Source organism: Microbacterium sp. SORGH_AS_0969, from assembly GCF_030818255.1.
Taxonomy (GTDB): Bacteria; Actinomycetota; Actinomycetes; order Actinomycetales; family Microbacteriaceae; genus Microbacterium.
The window spans coordinates 3490778-3510151 of the sequence record NZ_JAUTAG010000001.1 but is presented as its reverse complement, the minus strand read 5'-3'; the positions used below and the strand labels follow the sequence as shown (position 1 = coordinate 3510151).

General features: G+C 69.7%; 16 protein-coding genes and 1 tRNA gene. 4 read left to right on the top strand and 13 right to left on the bottom strand.

All coding sequences use genetic code 11. From position 1 onward, the window contains the following. The gene (locus QE388_RS16430) at positions 1-1971 is read left to right on the top strand and encodes a S9 family peptidase (protein WP_307386511.1); all 1971 of its coding nucleotides are present in this window, start codon (positions 1-3) and stop codon (positions 1969-1971) included. Positions 1972-2037: 66 nt separating this feature from the next. Here QE388_RS16430 and QE388_RS16425 read toward each other — a convergent pair whose 3' ends face one another. Together QE388_RS16425 and QE388_RS16420 are read right to left on the bottom strand one after the other, a co-directional pair. Beyond that, a complete protein-coding gene (locus QE388_RS16425) occupies positions 2038-2583 on the bottom strand; it encodes an HdeD family acid-resistance protein (RefSeq protein WP_307386509.1) in 546 nt (181 codons plus the stop codon). A 97-nt stretch (positions 2584-2680) separates the two neighbouring features. Next, entirely contained in the window at positions 2681-3610 is a 930-nt protein-coding gene (locus QE388_RS16420; RefSeq protein WP_307386507.1) for an AEC family transporter, read from the bottom strand. A gap of 184 nt (positions 3611-3794) precedes the next feature. On the opposite strand from QE388_RS16420, the gene QE388_RS16415 reads away from it, so the two are divergent. Next, entirely contained in the window at positions 3795-4334 is a 540-nt protein-coding gene (locus QE388_RS16415) for a hypothetical protein (protein WP_307386505.1), read from the top strand. A 23-nt stretch (positions 4335-4357) separates the two neighbouring features. Here QE388_RS16415 and QE388_RS16410 read toward each other — a convergent pair whose 3' ends face one another. Beyond that, complete coding sequence (locus tag QE388_RS16410; RefSeq protein ID WP_307386503.1) at positions 4358-5581, bottom strand: serine/threonine-protein kinase; 1224 nt, start codon at positions 5579-5581, stop codon at positions 4358-4360. A 309-nt stretch (positions 5582-5890) separates the two neighbouring features. Next, entirely contained in the window at positions 5891-6694 is an 804-nt protein-coding gene (locus QE388_RS16405) for an SDR family NAD(P)-dependent oxidoreductase (RefSeq protein ID WP_307386501.1), read from the bottom strand. 505 nt (positions 6695-7199) lie between these two features. On the opposite strand from QE388_RS16405, the gene QE388_RS16400 reads away from it, so the two are divergent. After that, complete coding sequence (locus tag QE388_RS16400) at positions 7200-7886, top strand: hypothetical protein (RefSeq protein WP_307386500.1); 687 nt, start codon at positions 7200-7202, stop codon at positions 7884-7886. Positions 7887-7971: 85 nt separating this feature from the next. Here QE388_RS16400 and QE388_RS16395 read toward each other — a convergent pair whose 3' ends face one another. The 6 genes from QE388_RS16395 to polA all read right to left on the bottom strand — a co-directional run bounded on the left by QE388_RS16395 (position 7972) and on the right by polA (position 16260). Continuing rightward, the gene (locus QE388_RS16395) at positions 7972-8481 is read right to left on the bottom strand and encodes a hypothetical protein (protein WP_307386498.1); all 510 of its coding nucleotides are present in this window, start codon (positions 8479-8481) and stop codon (positions 7972-7974) included. Between the two features lie 92 nt (positions 8482-8573). Continuing rightward, on the bottom strand, positions 8574-9338 hold the full coding sequence (locus QE388_RS16390; protein WP_307386497.1) for an SGNH/GDSL hydrolase family protein: 765 nt from the start codon (positions 9336-9338) through the stop codon (positions 8574-8576). A gap of 65 nt (positions 9339-9403) precedes the next feature. After that, positions 9404-10738, bottom strand: a complete 1335-nt coding sequence (locus QE388_RS16385; protein WP_307386496.1) for an MFS transporter — start codon at positions 10736-10738, stop codon at positions 9404-9406. Then, positions 10735-11796 (bottom strand): LLM class flavin-dependent oxidoreductase, encoded by a 1062-nt coding sequence (locus tag QE388_RS16380; RefSeq protein WP_307386494.1) that lies wholly within the window; start codon positions 11794-11796, stop codon positions 10735-10737. The genes QE388_RS16385 and QE388_RS16380 overlap by 4 nt, the downstream gene beginning before the upstream one ends. A 97-nt stretch (positions 11797-11893) precedes the next feature. Continuing rightward, complete coding sequence (locus QE388_RS16375) at positions 11894-13570, bottom strand: DUF885 domain-containing protein (RefSeq protein ID WP_307386493.1); 1677 nt, start codon at positions 13568-13570, stop codon at positions 11894-11896. Positions 13571-13620: 50 nt separating this feature from the next. After that, positions 13621-16260 (bottom strand): DNA polymerase I, encoded by a 2640-nt coding sequence (gene polA, locus QE388_RS16370; RefSeq protein ID WP_307386491.1) that lies wholly within the window; start codon positions 16258-16260, stop codon positions 13621-13623. A gap of 72 nt (positions 16261-16332) precedes the next feature. On the opposite strand from polA, the gene QE388_RS16365 reads away from it, so the two are divergent. Beyond that, complete coding sequence (locus tag QE388_RS16365; protein WP_307386489.1) at positions 16333-16764, top strand: hotdog fold thioesterase; 432 nt, start codon at positions 16333-16335, stop codon at positions 16762-16764. A 269-nt stretch (positions 16765-17033) separates the two neighbouring features. Here the strand turns inward: QE388_RS16365 and QE388_RS16360 are convergent, their stop codons facing one another. From QE388_RS16360 to pyk, 3 genes are all read right to left on the bottom strand, one after another. After that, complete coding sequence (locus tag QE388_RS16360) at positions 17034-17654, bottom strand: ANTAR domain-containing response regulator (RefSeq protein WP_013586648.1); 621 nt, start codon at positions 17652-17654, stop codon at positions 17034-17036. Between the two features lie 105 nt (positions 17655-17759). After that, positions 17760-17840: transfer RNA gene (locus tag QE388_RS16355), tRNA-Leu, on the bottom strand. Between the two features lie 76 nt (positions 17841-17916). Further along, positions 17917-19362, bottom strand: a complete 1446-nt coding sequence (pyk, locus tag QE388_RS16350) for a pyruvate kinase (protein WP_058597756.1) — start codon at positions 19360-19362, stop codon at positions 17917-17919. Between the last annotated feature and the right edge of the window lie 12 nt (positions 19363-19374).

Sequence of the window (19374 nt, the reverse complement as noted above, 5' to 3'; positions counted from 1 at the left end):
GTGCGTCCGGTCGACATCGAGGCCCTCATCTCCGTCGGGCGCCCGGTCCTCTCCCGCGACGGCGGGTTCGTCGTCTTTGCCACCTCGCGTCCCGACCTCGCCGCCGACCGCGGCGTCGGACAGCTCTGGCGCATCGATCTGCCCGACGGTTCGCCGCGTCGTCTGACCAGAGGCGTCGCTGACCGTGCTCCGCGCCTCTCGCCCGACGGCGGCACGATCGCGTTCCTCCGTGCCGACGATCAGGGCCGTACGCAGATCTTCGTGGTGGCTGCGAGCGGCGGTGAGCCCGTGCAGGTCACCGATCAGCCCGGCGGCGTCACCGATCTCGCCTGGTCACCCGACGGCACACGTCTCGCGTTCTCGGCGCGCGTTCCCGAGCCCGGCCGCTACGGCACGGTGAAGGGCCGGGATGCCGCGGCCGAGCCGCCGCGCCGGATCACCGGCATCCGCTGGCACGCGAACGGGCTGGGCTATCTCGATCGCCCGAACCACCTCTTCGTCGTGGACGCTCCCGCGACGGATGCGGAGCCGTTCTACGCACCGGCTCCGTCGCTCGACGAGACCGAGAAGCGTGTCGTCGCCGCGGATCCCACCCGTCTGACGGCGGGCGAGACGAGCTGGAACGGGGTCGTGTGGACGCGTGGCGGCGCCGAGATCCTGAGCGTGCCCGACGCCATCGAGGCCGATAGGCCCGACCTCCGCGACCGCGTCGTCGCCGTCGCGGTCGACCGGAGCGGCGAGCGCGAGGTGCTCGGACGTGACGCCGACCTCTCGATCGCCGACGTCGCCGTCGCCCCCGACGGCACGGTGTTCGTGCTCGCGAACGACGTGGGGTCGGAGGGCCTCGACTTCGTCGCCCCGGGGATCGCGCTGTTCGCACTCGAGGCCGAGGGCCCACGGCGCCTCACGGACGCCGAGACGATCGACCTCGGCGAGGGCGGCAGCCACATCTCGTTCGACGGCGACGACGCACTCGTCCAGGACCGCACGCGCGGCCGCCTGCGCCTGCTGCGCGTCACGCGCGGGGGAGAGGTGACCGAGGTGCTCGGGGGAGACCTCGAGGTGAACGGGCACGCCGTGGCGAACGGGCGGGTCGTGGCATCCGTCGCCTCGCCCGAGTCGTTCGGAGAGGTGATCCTGGTCGAGGGGCGCGAGGTGCGCGCTCTCACGGACTTCGGCGCCGGCGTGCGCGAGCGCGGGGTCGTGGTGCCCGTCGAGCACGAGATCGTCGGCCGCGACGGCTATCCCGTGCACGGCTGGGTGGCCACGCCCGAGGGGGAGGGGCCCTTCCCGGTCATCCTGCAGATCCACGGTGGCCCCTACGCCTCGTACGGCGTGCACGTGTTCGACGAGACCCAGGTGCTCGTTGACGCGGGCTACGCGGTGGTCTACAGCAACCCGCGTGGCAGCGCCGGCTACGGCCGCGCCCACGGGCGCTCGATCCGTCAGCGGATGGGCACGCTCGACTTCTTCGACGTCATGGACTTTTTCGACGGTGTCGTGTCGGCCGACCCGCGCCTCGACGGAGACCGCGTCGGCGTGATGGGCGGCTCGTACGGCGGGTACATGACCGCGTGGGTGATCGCGCACGACCACCGCTTCGCGGGGGCGATCGTGGAGCGCGGCTTCCTCGACCCGACCGCTTTCCCCGGTTCGAGCGACATCGGCTCGTTCTTCGGCCAGGAGTATGTCGGGACCGACCCCGACCGGATCGCGGCGCAGAGTCCGATGGCCGTCGTCGATCAGGTGCGGACGCCCACGCTCGTGCTGCACTCCGAGCTCGACTTCCGCTGCCCGCTCGAGCAGGCGACGCGCTACTACGCGGCGCTGAAGCGGCAGGGCACCGAGGCCGAGATGCTCATCTTCCCCGGGGAGGATCACGAGCTCACGCGCGGCGGTCGCCCCCAGCATCGCGTCCAGCGCTTTGACGCGGTACTCGACTGGTGGAGCAGGTATCTACCGATCGCCTGACACACGAGAGGGGCCGGGTGCCATGGCATCCGGCCCCTTCCTCGTCGGGGTGACGAGACGTCGGGGTTACGCGGCCTTGCCGAACTGGATCGCGCGGACGATCTGGAAGACGCCGAGCACGACCAGCGAGATGCCGATCAGCAGGAAGAGCGTCACGGCGCCCAGGAGCGGCGAGAACAGCAGGACGACGCCCGCCAGGATGCTGACGATCGCGAAGAAGATCGTCCAGCCGCGGGCCTTCGTTCCGTGGCTGACGGTCGTGAGAGAGACGACGCCCTCCACGATCCACAGGATGCCGACGAGGGTGCCGATGAAGACCCCGAACCATGCGGTCGTCGCCGAGAGGTTGGCGAACGAGAAGATGCCCGCGACGATGAAGAGCACGCCGAGCGCGATGTAGCCGATGCGAGCCCAACCGGACCGCCAGAACAGGCCGATGCCGATGTTCACGAGGCCCGCTATGATCACGTAGACCGCGATGATGCCGACCGCGATCTCTGCGGTGCGACCCGGCCAGAGCAGGATCAGCAGACCGATGATGAGGGAGAGTGCGCCGCTGATGCCGAGCGCCGTGCGCACGGCGCCGACGGCGGGGTTGGTGGTGGACGACATGACGCCCCTTTCTGTGTGAATGCTGAGAACAATATTCACCCTAGACCCGAGGGTCAGACCGCGCGACACGGACCGGTACGCGGATCCGCCGGTGATCTCAGGCGGGGGAGTGCTCGAGCAGGAGCGCCACCGCGAAAAGGACGGGGAGGCAGCCCAACGTCGAGATGAAGACGACGTCCCGGGAAAGGATCTCGCCCACGCCGTAGCGTTGGGCGAAGTTGAAGACGTTCTGCGCGGTCGGGAGTGCCGCGAGGACCACGACGACGAAGACCTGGTCGGCGGGCAATGCGAACCACGTGGCGACCGCCCACGCCAGAGCGGGCATCGCGATGAGTTTCAACGCCGAGGCGAGGATGACGTCGAGGCGACGACCCGGCTCGGTCAGCACGCGCTGGCCGTACAGCGACATGCCGTAGCTCATCAGCAGTACCGGCACACAGGCGCCGGCGATCAGATGCAGCGGGTCGAAGACGATCGGCGGCAGATCAATGTCGAGAACGGCGACCAGCACCCCGAGAGCCGAGCCGATCAGCATCGGGTTCTTCGCCGTCTGTCGGAGGATGCGCCACGGCGATCGCGAGCCGGAGGTCGCGGCATCGAGGATCGACAGGGCGATGGGCATCAGCACGAGCAACTGGAACAGGATCACCGGAGCGGAGTACGCCGCGTTGCCCAGCATGTAGAGCGAGATCGGGATGCCGATGTTGTTGCTGTTCACCTGCCCGGCGGACAGCGCACCGATCACCGTCTCGCCGACGCGCCGCCGGAGGATCACGGCCGAGATGAGTGCGTAGATGCCGATGATCACGGCCGCCGTGATCATCGAGACGGGGAGGAGAGCGGAGAACAGGGTGCCGACGTCGGCCGTCGCCAGCACGGTGAAAAGCAGGAAGGGCGAGAGGACGAAGAACGTCAACCGGCTGAGGACGGGACGCGCGTGCGCCCCGAGCAGGTCGATCCGAGCGATCACGTATCCGACGACGACCGCGAGACCGACGACCGCGAAACCGGTGAGGACGCCGCTCATCCGCGGGTCCGGGGGAGAGGCGCGGGGGTGGCGGAAGGCATCCCTTCGAGCGTAGTGCGAGGAACGGCGCCGTCGAATCGTTACACGGCGATCGCCGAGACCGGCGTCGGGCCGCCGATAGCATCGGCTCACGACCGCGGATCGGGAGAGTCCGCGGCTCGTTTCACCCCTTGAGAGGAATCACGTGCGCATGCTGCTGGAGAAGAAGACCGCCTGGGGCCTGGGAGCCTCGATCATCGTGGCCGCCGCGGCGTTCGGGCTGACGGGATGCTCGAGCCCGGCTCCGTCGACGGGAGACCAGGCTGCGCCGTCGGCCGCGTCGGCGAGCGCGAAGGCGGATGACGCCGACGATGACATCGACGACGAACTCGACGACTACGCCGCCGACATCGACGACGCGAACGCCTCGAGCTTCGATACCGCGCGAGCCGTCGTCGACGCGTTCGTGGCGGCCGGTGGCGTCTGCACGGACCCGAAGGACTCGGGTCTCTCGCTCGCCACATCGTCGATCGACTGCACGGGTGCGTCCGGCCAGATGCAGACCGTCGCGGTGTTCGCGACGGCCGACGAGGCGCAGAAGTGGTTCGACGCGCAGACCGTGGTCAAGGTGGGTGAGGTGACCAGCTACCTGCTCGGCGAGAACTGGGCTATGGTGGCCGACGGTTCGGCGATGAACATCGCTCAGAAGCTCGGGGTCCGCACCCAGACGCTCGTGATGCGCTGAGATCGGTCGCCGTTCCCGCCGCGTCAGCGCGAGCCGGGGACGGCGACCTGCTGCGCAGGAACCGGCTCCTGCGCCGCGGGGGCGCTCGGCGAGGGAGACGGCGCGATCTCAGTCACGTGCTGCGTCGGAGCCAGGAGCGAGAGGGCCAGCACGTGGCCTCCGACGACGAGCACCGCGGCCAGCACGGCGGCACCTAGCCAGGCGCGGCGGATGGCGGGTCGTCGGCGTGCCGTCGCGCGCCGCCGGCGGTCACCGGAGGATGGCGGGGTGGGTGGCGACGTGGCGAGGGTCGAGGCGGAAGCGGAGGCCTCGAGGTCGGGGAGCGGCGTCCAGGGAGCCGTCTCGACGTCGAGCAGGTCGAGAAGGTCGAGGTCGTCGGCATCCGGGATCTCGATGTCCGTCGAGAAGGTCAGCGCCGCCGCTCGTTCGGCGATCACGGCCGCCGGGGGGCGCACCGCGGGATCGAACGCGGTCATGTCGGTGAGCAGGGACGCCCATTCGCGACCCAGTGAGGCGGGAATCGACGGGGGACAGGCCAGCCGTGCCAGTACCGTCTCTTGCAGAGTCCCGCCCTGGTAGGGATGCAGACGCGTGAGCGCTTCGATGGTGAGCAGCCCGAGGGAGTAGATGTCGGACGCGGGCTGCGGTGGTTCGCCGCGGACCTGCTCGGGGGCCAGGTAGGCGGCGGTTCCGATGACGGTGCCCGGGGTGGTCAGACGCGTGGCGTCGATCAGGTGGGCGACGCCGAAGTCGGCGAGAACGGCCTCGAACCCGTGCGGAGAATGGCGGGTGGGACGCAGGAGCACGTTCGACGGCTTCACATCGCGGTGGACCACGCCGGTGGCATGCACCGCGGCGAGAGCGCGCGCGAGATCGACGAGCAGTGCGGCGACGAAGGCGGGCTCCAAAGCGCCCGCCTCGATGCGTCGCTGCAGGGAAGGACCGTCGACGTACTCCATGACGAGGTAGATGTGGTCGCCGGCGTCGAGGCGAGCGTCGTAGAGCGTGACGAGCGACGGGTGGTCGAAGGCGGCGAGAACACGTGCTTCCGACAGGCGACGCCCGGGTTCGATGGCGTCGGCCCGGTCGGTGTGGAAGAGCTTGATCGCCACGTCGCGTGCGAGGACGGTGTCGCGCGCGCGGAAGACACGGCCCATTCCGCCGGCTCCGACGCGGTCGGACAGCACGTAGCGACCTCCGAGGGTGTCGCCGGTGTAAGGCATCGCGGCATCGATCGACTGGCTCATCCGGTCCTTCGGCTCAGCGAACCGGCGCGGACGTCGACGACGGGCGGCACCTGGCTCTCCTGGGACGCTACGCGCGTAAAGACCGCTCGATTCGGGGGTGGTGCGCCGGTGCCGCGGGGTACATAATGCGGCCCGAATCCCGGGCGTGCGCTCCAGTCGTGGTAACGCCGATAATTCACATTATGTCAGCTTGGGCACGAACGAGCGTCCCCGCCGCTCGCGTCCCGTTCCCTGTCGAGTGTCCAAGACACGCCGTCATGGCGCGGGCCGTAGCGGCGTGTCTTGGACACTCAACGCGGCCGCGGGCGGTCAGCGGACCCAGTGCGACGTCACGTCGAGCACACGCGAACCGCTGAGGTCGGCGAGCGACAGGCCAGCGAACCGCAGCGCGGACTCCGAGGTCTGCCAGCGGAACCGGGGCGCGTCGGTGATGGCCGCCTCGACGACGGTCTCTGCGGCATCGTCCGCCGACTGCGCGCTCGCGAACGACGTCGCCGCACGATCGAGGTACGCCTGCTGGAGAGCCGCGTACGGGCCGGGTTCCGCGCGCTCGACCGAGGCGGTGAACGACGACGCGACGGCACCCGGCTCGACGATCGACACGTCGATGCCGAACGGGGCGACGACCGGCGCGAGGGACTGCATCAGGCCCTCGACGGCGAATTTCGCGGCGCAGTAGGCGTCCGAGAAGGGCTGGCCCACCGCTCCCCCGACGCTCGTCACCGTGACGATGCGACCCCTGCCTCGCTCTCGCATCCCGGGCAGCACGAGTCGGGTCAGCCGCGCGACGGAGAGGTAGTTCGTGTCGAGCTGCTTCTGGAGGTCTTCGTCGCTGAGCTGCTCCAGGGTGCCGACGGCGCCGCGGCCGGCGTTGTTCACGAGGATGTCGAGCGGGCCGGCGTCGGCGACGAGCGAACGCGCGCGCTCGGCGTCGGTGACGTCCAGCGCGCGGATGTCGAGCTCCACCCCCGCCTCGGCGGCGGCCGCGCGCAGGGCGTCGGCGCGGCCCGTGTCGCGGACGGTGGCGATCACGTCGACGCCGGTTCGTGCGAGACCGATCGCGGTGTGGAGGCCGATGCCGCTGGAGGTGCCGGTGACGAGTGCGAGGGTCATGTGCTCATTGTGGACCGTGCCGCTGTCCGGAGCCTATGAGCCGACTGTGCCCCTCTCCCCCGTCGGCGCGGCCCCGGGCTCTCCCGCAGCGGAGGATGGCAGGCTGGCCGCATGACGCAGGACGTCCTCCCGCCCGCTGCCCCCGCGTCTGCGCGCCCGCGCCCGGTGCGGCGTGTCGTCGCCGTCGTGTCGGCCGTACTCGTGCTCCCGCCGCTCGCCGTCCTGTTGGCGCTCACCATCCTCGGTTCGCGATCAGAAGGCCCGACAGAGGTCATCGTGGGCGGGTGGGACTCGGAAGCGATCGCGGGTGCCAGCGTGCAGATCGCCCTGCTCGCGTTCGTGGTCGCGGTGTGCGCGATACCCGCGCGACGGTGGTGGCTGCTGTTGTTCGTGCCTCTCCGGTTGGCGGCGTGCGCGGCGCTCCTGCTCGCGGCGTTCGCGGCCGCCCTGACGGGCGGGTCCATCGTGCCCGTGGTGGCCGATGTGCTGTTCGACCGGGTACGTCGTGAGCGAGCGCGCTTTCCTTCTCTCTGCCCGTATCGAGGTGCTACGCGTCGAAGGCATTCTCGCCACTCCGGTCGACAGCGTGCAGACGGACGACGGGCATACCCCCTTCGCCCAGGGGTCGTACATGGCGGTCGTCGAAGGCGATGAGGTGCGCGTGTGGCACACCTTCGACAGCTCCACCGAACCGCTGGCCACCGTCGGTGAGCCTCAGCTCGTGCTGCCCCGTTTGCTCGATCCGGCCGATGCCGCGTGCGGTCTGGTGGGAGGACGAGAGCCCACGGCGCAGCTTCCGCCGGATCCGGTCTCCCCTGATCCCGACGGTGGCCCGCGACTGAGCGACCAGATCGGCGACACGCGCGACGAGGTCGTGCGCATGGCATCCCTCGCCCTCGAAGCGGCGACGGGACCGGTGACGGATGCCTCCGGGGCGCCGGTGTCGATTCCGGCGGCGTCCGAGTTGGTCTGCGACGGCTCGACGGGTCTCGGCCTCACGATCGCCACCGGCGACAACGAGCACTCGTACGCGGCGATTCTGGCCGCCTTCGACGATGCGGGATACGCGAAAGATCGCGCGATGCAGGAGGACCTGCGGGACGACGGCGTCATCCGGTTGTCAGCTCGTGACCGCTCGACGATCGACGGGATGCTGCATCTCGGGCTGAGCGCCGCGTGCCGTCTGCCCTGAGATCGGCCCGGACGCGGGAGTTCCGCCGCACGGGAATCGCGTCTCGCGATGCCGTGACGCGTGCCATCGCCGTGTGATCCGCGCGCTATCCCGCCGCGGCGACCCGGATCAGGTACGCGCCCTCTTCGCCGCCACTGTCGAGGTCGACGAGCAGCCCCTTCTCGGGGAGGTCGACCTGCACGGGGGTCGCGGCCATGCACGAGACCGACAGCGGGTCGATGACGGCGGTCCCCGACGTCGTGGTGATGCGCCCGGTCATCATCTCGGGGCCGGCGCACTCGAGTGTCACGGTGTACGTGCCTGGCTCGACGGTCCGATTGTCGCCGCGGCGCGGAGCGACCTCATCGCCGTCGCCGAAGGTCCCCCACGACTGCCAGAGGTACTCCCCCACCTCCGCATCGCCGACCTCGTCGTCGAAGTAGCCGGCCCAGGGGTCCGGTGTGGGCGGCGCGGTCGTCGGCGGCGCGGTCGTGGCCACAGAGGGCGAGGAGGGCGCCGAAGGTTGTTCCGCCTCACCGCCGGAGCATCCCGTGAGGGCGCCGAGCGCGATCGCGGTGCCGGAAAGGGCCAGAAGTCGCGTGTTCGAGGGAGACATCCGGCGATCTTAGGCACGCGGATGCCGAGACACCAGGGGGTCGCGCGCTCTGAGCCCGGGCACCCGGCGCCCGTTCGTGCGACCGGCGACGCTCACCCGCCCGGCGTCAGCTCCACCCATTCGCCGCCGAATTTCGGGGCGCGGCCGTCTCCGGACGAGGTGCCCGCGAGACGACGACGGATCCACGGCGCGACGTGCTCGCGGTAGTAGGCCGACCCCTTCAACCGCTCGACCTCGGGGATGTCACGAAGACGCCACCACTCGGCGGGCGCGGACAGCCCGACCGCCTCGATCACACGCGCGGCGACCCGGTGATGTCCGCGCGGGTTCATGTGCAACCGGTCGACCGACCAGAACTCGCCACCGGCGAGCTCACGATCGAACCAGTTGTACGCCGTGATGACGTCGGGGCGCGATGCCAGCCGCTCCTCGACCGCCTTCGACAGGCGGTCGCCGCGCATCTGCAGGACCCGACCGAGGGGCAGCCCCGCCGACGGGTTCGCGCCGGACAGCACGATGAGCTGCACGCCCTCCTCGTCGCACCGACGCAGGACGTGCTCGAAGAACCCGATGATCCGCTCGAGGTCTGAGCGGGGGCGGAGCATGTCGTTGCCCCCTCCGTTGAACGACAGGTGGGTCGGCTTCAGCGCCAGAGCGGGCTTGAGCTGCTGCTCGACGATGGGCTGGATCAGCTTGCCGCGGATCGCGAGATTGGCGTACTGGATCGGTTCGCCCGCGGCATCCGCCCATCCTTGGGCCGCGAGGTCGGCCCACCCCCGTACCGTGCCGTCGGGGAGTTCGTCGCCGACTCCCTCGGTGAACGAGTCGCCGATCGCGACATAGCGGACGGATGCCATGCGTCGAGCCTACGCGGGCGACGCTCCCCGGTTCGAAGCGCCCCTCCCCCGCGACCCGAGGAGGATCAGGCCAGCGCCCGCCCTCGTTGCTCGCGGAGGAAGAGCGACGCGACGACGGCCACCGCGAAGAACGCCGCGAACACGATGAACAGCAGCGGAGCACCGCCCGCGGCGAGCAGCGGCGGGACCGACAGGGGCGCGAGGATCGACGCGATGCGCCCCACGCCCGCGGCCCACCCGGCACCGGTCCCCCGCAGGGACGTGGGGTAGGTCTCGGGCGTCGCGGCGTAGAGGGCACCCCAGGCGCCGAGGTTGAAGAACGACAGCAGCATTCCGGTCGCGATCACCGCGACCTCACCGGAGGCGGTGCCGAACAGCACGGCGGCGATCGCCGAGCCGGCGAGGAAGGTCGCGAGCGTCGCGCGCCGCCCCCACGCCTCGATGAGCCACGCGGCGACGGCGTACCCCGGAAGCTGGGCCAGGGTGATGATGAGCGTGAAACCGAAAGAGCGTACGAGGTCGTAGCCCTGCGCCACGAGGATCGTCGGAATCCAGATGAAGGCGCCGTAGTACGAGAAGTTCACGCAGAACCACAGCACCCACAGGCTCGCCGTGCGCGCGCGGAGGCCCGGAGACCACAGCGCACCGACGCGGGCGCGAGGAGCGGGAGCGGATGCCGCCACCCCCTCGCTCGAGGGCTCGAGCGAAACGCGACCGGCGGCGGCCTCGAGATCCCGAACGATCGCGACGGCTTCGGTGTTGCGGCCACGAGACGCCAACCAACGCGGCGACTCGGGAAGACCCCAGCGGACGATCAGGGCGTATACCGCGGGGATCGCGCCGAGCGCGAACGCCCAGCGCCACCCGTCGGCGGAAGAGGGGACGACGAGGTAGCCGATGACAGCGGCGGCGGTCCAGCCGACGGCCCAGAACGCCTCGAGGAAGACGATGACGCGCCCGCGGATCCGAGCCGGAGCGAACTCGCTGACGTAGGTCGAGGCCACGGGCAGTTCAGCGCCGAGTCCGAGACCGACGACGAAGCGCAGCACGAGGAGCGCCGCGAGCCCCCCGACGAGCGCGCTGGCCCCCGTCGCGACGCCGTAGACGAGGAGCGTCAGCGCGAACACCTGACGCCGCCCGAAGCGGTCGGCGAGGAGCCCGCCGAGGCTCGCGCCGATCGCCATTCCCGCGAATCCCGCCGAGGCGATCCACGAGGCCTGCGCGGGCTCCAGCTTCCACTGTGCCGCCAGCGCGGCGATGATGAACGAGATGAGCCCGACATCCATGGCATCCAGGGCCCAGCCCAGTCCCGAGCCGCCCAGGATCCGCCCGTGACGCCGGGTGAACGGCAGGGCGTCGAGACGCTCGGACACCCGCACGGTGTCGGTGCTCGCGCTCACGAGGCCGCTGCGTCGGAATCGGAGTCGGCGAGCATCTCCCGGACCAGCGGCAGGACACGCGTGCCGTAGAGCTCGATGCTCGACATCAGGCGGTCGTGCGAGATCGATCCGCTGGCGAACTTCATCTGGAAGCGCGAGGCGCCCAGCGTCCGGACGGTCGTGGCGATCTTCGTCGCCACCGTCTCAGGCGAGCCGATGTACATCGCCCCCTCGGGTCCGACGTCGTGCTGGAAGCGCAGGCGGTTGTAGGCGGGCCATCCGCGCTCGCGACCGATGGTCGTGTTGAGCTCCGCGACGCCCTCGTAGGCCTCGTCCCACGCCTGCTGGTCGGTCTCGGCCACGTGGCCCGGCGAATGCACCGAGATGGGCATCGCGGGCTCGCCGAACTCCTGCAGCGACTGCCGGTAGAGCTGGGCGAACGGCCGGAAACGGGCGGAGGACCCGCCGATGATCGCGAGGACGAGACCGTAGCCGTAGCGGGCGGCGCGGACGACGGACTCGGGCGACCCGCCGACACCGACCCACGCTTTCAGCCCGTTCTCGGTCTTGGGATACACGTCGGCATCCCGAAGTCCGGCCCGGGTGCGTCCCGACCAGGTGACCGGCTTCTCGTCGAGGAGGAGCGAGAAGAGCTCGAGCTTCTCCTCGAACAACTGCTCGTAGTCGTTCAGGTCGTACCCGAAGAGGGGGAACGACTCGATGAACGACCCCCGCCCGAGGATGACCTCGGCGCGGCCGTTCGAGACGGCGTCGAGCGTGGCGAAGCGCTCGTACACGCGGACCGGGTCGTCGGACGACAGGACCGTGACCGCGGTGCCGAGGTGGATGTTCTTCGTGCGCGCGGCGGCCGCGGCGAGAACGATCTCGGGGCTCGTGACCGCGAAGTCCTTGCGGTGGTGCTCCCCCACCCCGAAGAACGACAGCCCGACCTCGTCGGCGAGCACCGCCTGCTCCACGACGTTGCGGATGGTCTGCGCGTCGCTCTGCAGTGCCCCGTCGGGGCCGCGCGAGATGTCTCCGAAGGTGTCGAGGCCCAGCTCGACGGGGGTGGCGTCCATGAGATCTCCTTGCATTCGGATGAATGAACTTTACGCGAGGGCGAAACATTCCCCGGCACGAACGAGGGGCGTCGCCGTAGCGACGCCCCTCGGGGGATCAAACGGATGCCAGGGCGGCCCGCAGCGTGTCGAGACCGACGCCACCGATGTCGAGCGCCCGCGTGTGGAACTGCTTCATCGAGAAGTGGGCACCGCGGCGCTCCCGCTCTTCCTCGCGGACCTGCTCCCAGATGCGCTGGCCGACCTTGTACGCGGGCGCCTGACCCGGCCAACCGAGGTAGCGGTTGACCTCGAAGCGCACGAACTCCTCGCTCATGTTGACGTTCTTCAGCATGAACGCGAGCGCGTAGTCGTGGTCCCACGTGCCCGTGCCGTCGAGGCGCGGCTTGCCGAGGTGCACACCGATGTCGAGCACGACGCGTGCGGCGCGCATGCGCTGCCCGTCGAGCATCCCGAGGCGATCGGCGGGATCGTCGAGGTAGCCGAGCTGCTCCATCAGACGCTCGGCGTACAACGCCCAGCCCTCGGCATGACCGCTCGTGCCCGCCAGGAGGCGGCGCCACGAGTTCAGCTGCGCACGGTTGTACACGGCCTGGGCGATCTGCAGGTGGTGGCCCGGAACGCCCTCGTGGTACACCGTGGTCAGCTCGCGCCAGGTGTCGAAGGTGTCGACGCCCTCGGGAACCGACCACCACATGCGGCCGGGGCGCGAGAAGTCGTCGGTCGGTCCGGTGTAGTAGATCCCGCCCTCGTTGGTCGGGGCGATCATGCACTCGAGCTCGCGGATGGGCTCGGCGATGTCGAAGTGGGTCCGGCCGAGCTCTTCCACGGCCTTGTCGCTCGTGCGCTGCATCCACTCCTGGAGTGCCTTCGTGCCGCGGAGCTTGCGCGACTCGTCCTTCTCGAGGAAGGCCACCGCTTCTTCGACGCTCGCGCCGGGAAGGATCTCGTTCGCGATCGCCTCCTGCTCGGCGACCATGCGGGCGAGCTCTTCGACGCCCCAGTCGTAGGTCTCGTCGAGGTCGATCTCGGCGCCGAGGAACTGGCGCGAGTGCAGCGCGTACATCTCGCGACCGACCCCGTCCGCTTCGCCCGCGACCGGGGCGAGCTCCGAGGAGAGGAAGGAGGCCAGGCCGTCGTACGCGACGCGGGCGGCGCCGGCGTTCTGGTCGAGGTCGCGCGCGAGCGAAGCGGGCAGCTGCCCCTCGGCGGGCGCGGCGTTGCCGACGAACTCGGCGAAGAAGCCGGTGTCGGCGGTGTAGCGGGCGATCTGCGCGACGACCTCGTTCACCTGGCGACGAGCGGGCACGACCCCCTCGGCGATGCCGCGGCGGAGGGTCGCGACGTAGCCGTCGATGGCCCCGGGCAGCGCCTTCATCCGCTCCGAGATCGTGGCCCAGTCCTCGACCGTCGCGGTCGGCATGAGGTCGAAGGTCGCGCGGATGTCCTGCGCCGGTGACGCGATCACGTTGAGGTCGCGAAGATGGGTCTTCGCCTCGTGCTGCTCGATCATCAGGTCGAGCTCGCGGACGAGGTCCATCTTCGTGACCGTGTCGATCGCGTCGACGGGCTCGGCCGCCTCGAGCGCGGCCTTCGTGGCGCGGGCGTCGGCGGTGAGGGCCTCGGCGCCTTCGGGGCTGTAGTCGCCGAAGCGGCCGTTGTGCTCGTCGCGCCCGATGTAGGTGGCCAGCGTCGGGATGCGCTCCGCCAGGGTGTCGACCCACGCCTCGGCGATCGTGTCGATCGGCGTGGGGGTGCGTTGTGCGTCAGTCATCCTTCGAGCCTAGGGAAGCGAGAGCGCTGCCGCATCCCCGCTCCCGGCGCTCAGTGCCCCGCTTCGTCCCAGTCCCCGCCGCGGCCGATCTGCACGTCGAGGGGCACCGACAGCTCGGCCGCATCCGCCATGCGGGCGCGCACGATGCTCTCCACGGCATCCCACTCCCCCGCCGCCACCTCGACGACGAGTTCGTCGTGGATCTGCAGCAGGACGCGCGAGCGCAGACCCGCGGATGCCAACTCCTCGCGGATCCGGAACAGCGCGACCTTCATGATGTCGGCGGCGCTGCCCTGGATCGGGGCGTTGAGGGCCGCGCGCTCGGCGTTCTCGCGCAGCACGCGGTTCATGCTGGTGAGGTCGGGGAACGGGCGCCGGCGGCCGAAGATCGTCTCGGTGTATCCGTCTTGGCGAGCCTGCTCGACCGAGCCGCGCAGGTAGTCGCGGACCGCACCGAAACGCGCGAAGTACTCGAGCATGAGCTTCTTGGCCTCGGACTGTTCGATGCGCAACTGCTTGGACAGACCGAACGCAGACAGCCCGTAGACGAGGCCGTACGACATCGCCTTGACCTTCGTGCGCATCGCGGGAGTGACCTCGGCCGGTTCGACGCCGAACACCCGAGCACCGACGAAGCGGTGCAGGTCTTCGCCCGAGTTGAACGCCTCGATGAGGCCGGGGTCGCCCGACAGGTGCGCCATGATGCGCATCTCGATCTGCGAGTAGTCGGCCGTGAGGAGGGTCTCGTAGCCTTCGCCCACCTCGAAGGCCGCGCGGATGCGCCGACTCTCCTCGGTGCGGATCGGGATGTTCTGAAGGTTCGGGTCGGTGCTCGAGAGGCGACCGGTCTGGCTCCCCGTCTGCACGTACGTCGTGTGGATGCGTCCGTCCGGCCCGGTGGCGGTGTCGAGGGCGTCGATGATCTGCTTCAGCTTGGTCGCTTCGCGGTGCTTCAGCAGGAGGTCGAGGAACGGGTGCGGGGCGCTCTCTTGCAGATCGGCGAGGGCCGCGGCATCCGTGGTGTATCCGCTCTTCGTCTTGCGCGTCTTCGGCAGCTGCAGCTCGTCGAACAGCACCTCCTGGAGCTGCTTGGGCGAGCCGAGATTCACTTCGTGGCCGATCGCCGCGTACGCGTCGCGCGCGAGAGCGTCGGCGCGCGCACCCAGCTCCGCGGAGAAGCCGGAGAGCTTCTCGTGCGACACCGCGACGCCGGCGAGCTCCATGTCGGCGAGGGCGGTCAGCGTCGGCATCTCGATGTCGTCGAGCACTCCGGCGACGCGCTCGGGAAGCTCCGCCCGCTGCGCCTCGGCGACACGGCGGATGAACCAGGCGAGCTGACCCGGCGTGGCCCCCTCGGTCTCGGGGACGAGCTGCGTGGGGTCGGCTTCGGGGAGCTTCTCGTCGAGGTAGCGCTGAACGAGGTCGCCCAGCGTCTTGTCGGGGAAGCTCGGACGCACGAGCCACCCGGCCAGGATCACGTCCGACGAGATGCCGCCGAGCGCGATCCCTTCGCGAAGCAGGGCTTTTACCTGCGGCTTCGCGTCGGCCATGACCTTGGGGGCGTCGGATGCCAACCACCCGGCCAGGGCGTCGCGCACCGCGGGTGACCAGGTGGCCTCGGCTGCGCTGTCGGCACGCGCGAGACCGATCTGCACCGGCGCTCCCTGCGCGAGGACGAGCGTGAGGCCGACCGTGTCGGTGGACTCCCCCGCCCAGGCCGCCAGGGCGTCGGCATCGAGCGGAGCGGGCGTCGGCGCGGTCGCCGTGGGTCGCGCCTCTTCGGCGCCGTCGCCCGCGTCGGCGCCGAGAGCGTCGAACACGCGCGGCAGGAGCGTGCGGAATTCGAGGCGCGCGAAGATGTCGCGCACGGCCTGGCCGTCGAGCGGCTTCATTTCGAGGTCGGACGGCCCCACGGGCAGCTCGACGTCGCGCAGCAGGCGGTTGAGCGCACGGTTGCGCTTCACCCCGTCGAGGTGCTCACGCAGGTTGTTGCCCACCACGCCCGTGACCTTGTCGGCGTTCTCGAGCAGGGCGTCGAGCGAACCCCACTGCGTCAGCCACTTCACCGCGGTCTTCTCGCCCACCTTCGGCACACCGGGAAGGTTGTCGCTCGTCTCGCCGACGAGAGCGGCGATGTCGGGGTACTGTTCCGGCGGCAGTCCGTACTTCTCGATGACGGCCGCGGTGTCGTAGCGCTTGAGCTGAGAGACCCCCTGCACGTTGGGGTACAGCAGCGTGATGTCGTCGTTGACGAGCTGGATCGTGTCGCGATCGCCGGAGCACACGAGGACCTCGAAGCCCTGGGCCGCGCCCTGCGTCGCGAGGGTGGCCAGGATGTCGTCGGCCTCGAAGTCCTCCTTCTTCAGCACCGGAACGCCCATGGCCTCCAGGCACTCCTGCAACAGGGGGATCTGCCCCTTGAACTCGGCGGGCGACTCGCTCCGATTCGCCTTGTACTCGGCGTACTCCCGCGTGCGGAACGACTGCCGCGAGGTGTCGAAGGCGACGGCGAGGTGCGTCGGCTTCTCAGCCTTCACGAGGTTCACGAACATCGACAGGAAGCCGTAGATCCCGTTGGTGTGCTGGCCGTCCTTCGTCGAGAAGTTGTCGACCGGCAGGGCGTAGAACGCCCGGTAGGCCAGCGAGTGGCCGTCGACGACGAGGAGGGTAGGCTTTTCGGCATCCGTCACCCCTCCAGCCTAACGAGGACCACGGACACTGCCCCGGCCCGGCCCGATCGCGGCGATGACACGAAGGCGATGATGACGTCCACGACTCCCGACCCCCTGTCCGGCCTCGACTGGGTGAAGAAGCGCGGCATGGGCGCTCTCGCCGAGAAGATGGGCTTCGAGTGGGTGGAGTTCACCGTCGAACGGTGCGTCGCCACCATGCCGGTCGAGGGCAACACACAGCCGGTCGGTCTCCTGCACGGCGGCGCCTATGTCGTGCTGGGCGAGTCGCTCGGCTCGATGGCGGCGAATCTCCACGCGGGACCGGGCAAGTTGGCCGTCGGCATCGACATCAATGCCACCCACACGCGCTCCGCGACCTCGGGCCTGGTCACCGGCGTCTGCACGCCCATCCACCTCGGGCGGAGCCTCACGGTGCACGAGATCGCGATCTCCGACGATCAGGGACGCCGCTGCTCCACGGTGCGGATCACGAACATGATCAAGGACGCGCCCGCGCGCTGACCGCACCTCCCGTCGAGGACGTTGAGCCTGTCGAGGGGTCCATGCCGTGCGTGTTCCCGGTGGCTTCGACGAGCTCAGTCACCTGTGCCTGCCCCTACGCGTGCCCGGTGGCCTCGACGAGCTCAGCCACCTGCCGGCTCAGCCACCTGCCGGCTCAGCCGCCCTCGCCACGGAGGTCCCTGAGCCCGTCGAAGGGACCTGTACCCCCTCCCCCGCCAACGAAAAATGGATGCCACCGAAGTGGCATCCATTTCACGATGAGGGCGCGCTCAGCCCTTCTTCGGGGCCAGCTGCTCGATGATCGCTTTCGCGACGTCCTGCATGGTCAGACGGCGGTCCATCGACGCCTTCTGGATCCAGCGGAAGGCCTCGGGCTCGGAAAGGCCCATCTTCTCGTTCAGGAGGCCTTTGGCGCGGTCGACGAGCTTGCGGGTCTCGAAGCGCTCGACCATGTCGGCGACCTCGGCCTCGAGCGTGATGATCTGCTCGTAGCGGGCGAGGGCGATCTCGATCGCGGGCAGCAGGTCGTTCGGCGTGAACGGCTTCACGACGTAGGCCAGTGCACCGGCCTCGCTCGCACGCTCCACGAGTTCCTTCTGGCTGAACGCGGTCAGCAGGACGACGGGGGCGATGTGGTTCTTGCTCAGCTTCTCGGCCGCGCTGATGCCGTCGAGCTGGGGCATCTTGACGTCCATGATCACGAGATCCGGGCGGAGTTCGGTCGCCAGCTGCACGGCGGTCTCACCGTCGCCGGCCTCACCGACGACGTCGTAGCCGTTGTCGCGGAGGATCTCGACGATGTCGAGACGGATGAGCGACTCGTCTTCCGCCACGACGACGCGGCGGGGGGCGGCGGGCGCGGAGGCCGGAGCGGCTTCTTGATCAGTCACGTGACCATCCTAGGACTGGGAGGGGCGCATCGCCCGCGAGGAGCGTCGATGCGATAGAGGGCAAACGATACCGGGCCGACTCGGGAAGAGCCGACCCGGGGGTCGTACCGGTGGTGGGACTCGAACCCACACGTCTTTCGACAGAGCATTTTGAGTGCCCCGCGTCTGCCATTCCGCCACACCGGCTCGTGCTCGCGAACCCCAATCTACCGGGAGAACACGAGCGACGCGCGCCGGCGGAACCGGCGCGCGTCGTCGACGATCAGACGTCCTGGTAGCCGGGGGCTGCACCGTGGACGGCGTCGCCCACGCGGTGCACGCGCAGGTCGTTCGTCGAACCGGCGATTCCGGGAGGGGACCCGGAGATGACCACGACCTTGTCGCCGACCTTCGCGAGGTCGTTCGACAGCAGGTAGTCGTCGACCTGCAGGAACATCTTGTCGGTGTGCGGGACGTGCTCCACCAGCGTCGAGCGGACACCCCAGGTGAGGGCGAGACGACGACGGATGCCGGGCTCGGGCGTGAACGCGAGCATCGGGATCGTCGAACGCAGACGCGACATGCGGCGCGCCGAGTCGCCCGACTCGGTGAACACGCAGAGGTACTTCGCCTCGACGAAGTCGGCGACCTCGACCGCGGCCAGCGTGATGGCGCCGCCCTGGGTGCGGGGCTTGTTGGTCAACGGCGCGATGCGCTCGAGACCGTGCTCCTCGGTCGAGGCGACGATGCGGGCCATGGTCTCGACGACCACGACCGGGTAGTCGCCCACGCTGGTCTCGCCCGAGAGCATGACCGCGTCCGCGCCGTCGAGGACGGCGTTGGCGACGTCGGAGGTCTCGGCGCGCGTGGGCACCGGGCTGCTGATCATCGACTCGAGCATCTGCGTCGCGACGATGACGGGCTTCGCCATCCGGCGGGCGAGCTCGACCGCGCGCTTCTGCACGATCGGCACGGCCTCCAGCGGCAGCTCGACACCGAGATCGCCACGGGCGACCATGATGCCGTCGAACGCGTCGATGATCTCTTCGAGGTTGTCGACCGCCTGCGGCTTCTCGATCTTGGCGATGACGGGAACGTAGCGTCCCTCTTCGGCCATGATCTCGTGCACGCGCTCGATGTCTTTGGCATCCCGGACGAACGACAGAGCGATGAGGTCGGCACCGGCCTTCAGGCCCCAGCGCAGGTCGGCCTCGTCCTTCTCGCTCAGCGCGGGGACGTTGACGGCGACACCGGGCAGGTTGATGCCCTTGTTGTTCGACACGGGGCCGCCGACGACGACCTCGGTGGTCACGACAGTGCCGTCGGTCTCGACGACGCGGACGCGGACCTTGCCGTCGTCGATGAGCAGGAAGTCACCGGGCTTGACGTCCTGGGGCAGGCCCTTGAACGTCGTGCCCACGATCTCCTTCGTGCCGAGGATGTCTTCGATCGTGATCTTGAAGATGTCGCCCGGGGCGAGCTCGTGCGGGCCGTTCTCGAACTTGCCGAGACGGATCTTGGGACCCTGGAGGTCGACGAGGGCCGCAACCGGGCGGCCGGCGTCCTCTGCCGCCTTGCGCACGTTGGCGAAGTTGGCGTCGTGCACGGAGTAGTCTCCGTGGCTCAGGTTGAGGCGGGCGACGTCCACCCCGGCGTCGATGATGGCGCGAACCATCTCATACGACGACGTGGCGGGCCCGAGTGTTGCGACGATCTTGGCGCGTCTCATCCGTTTTCAAGC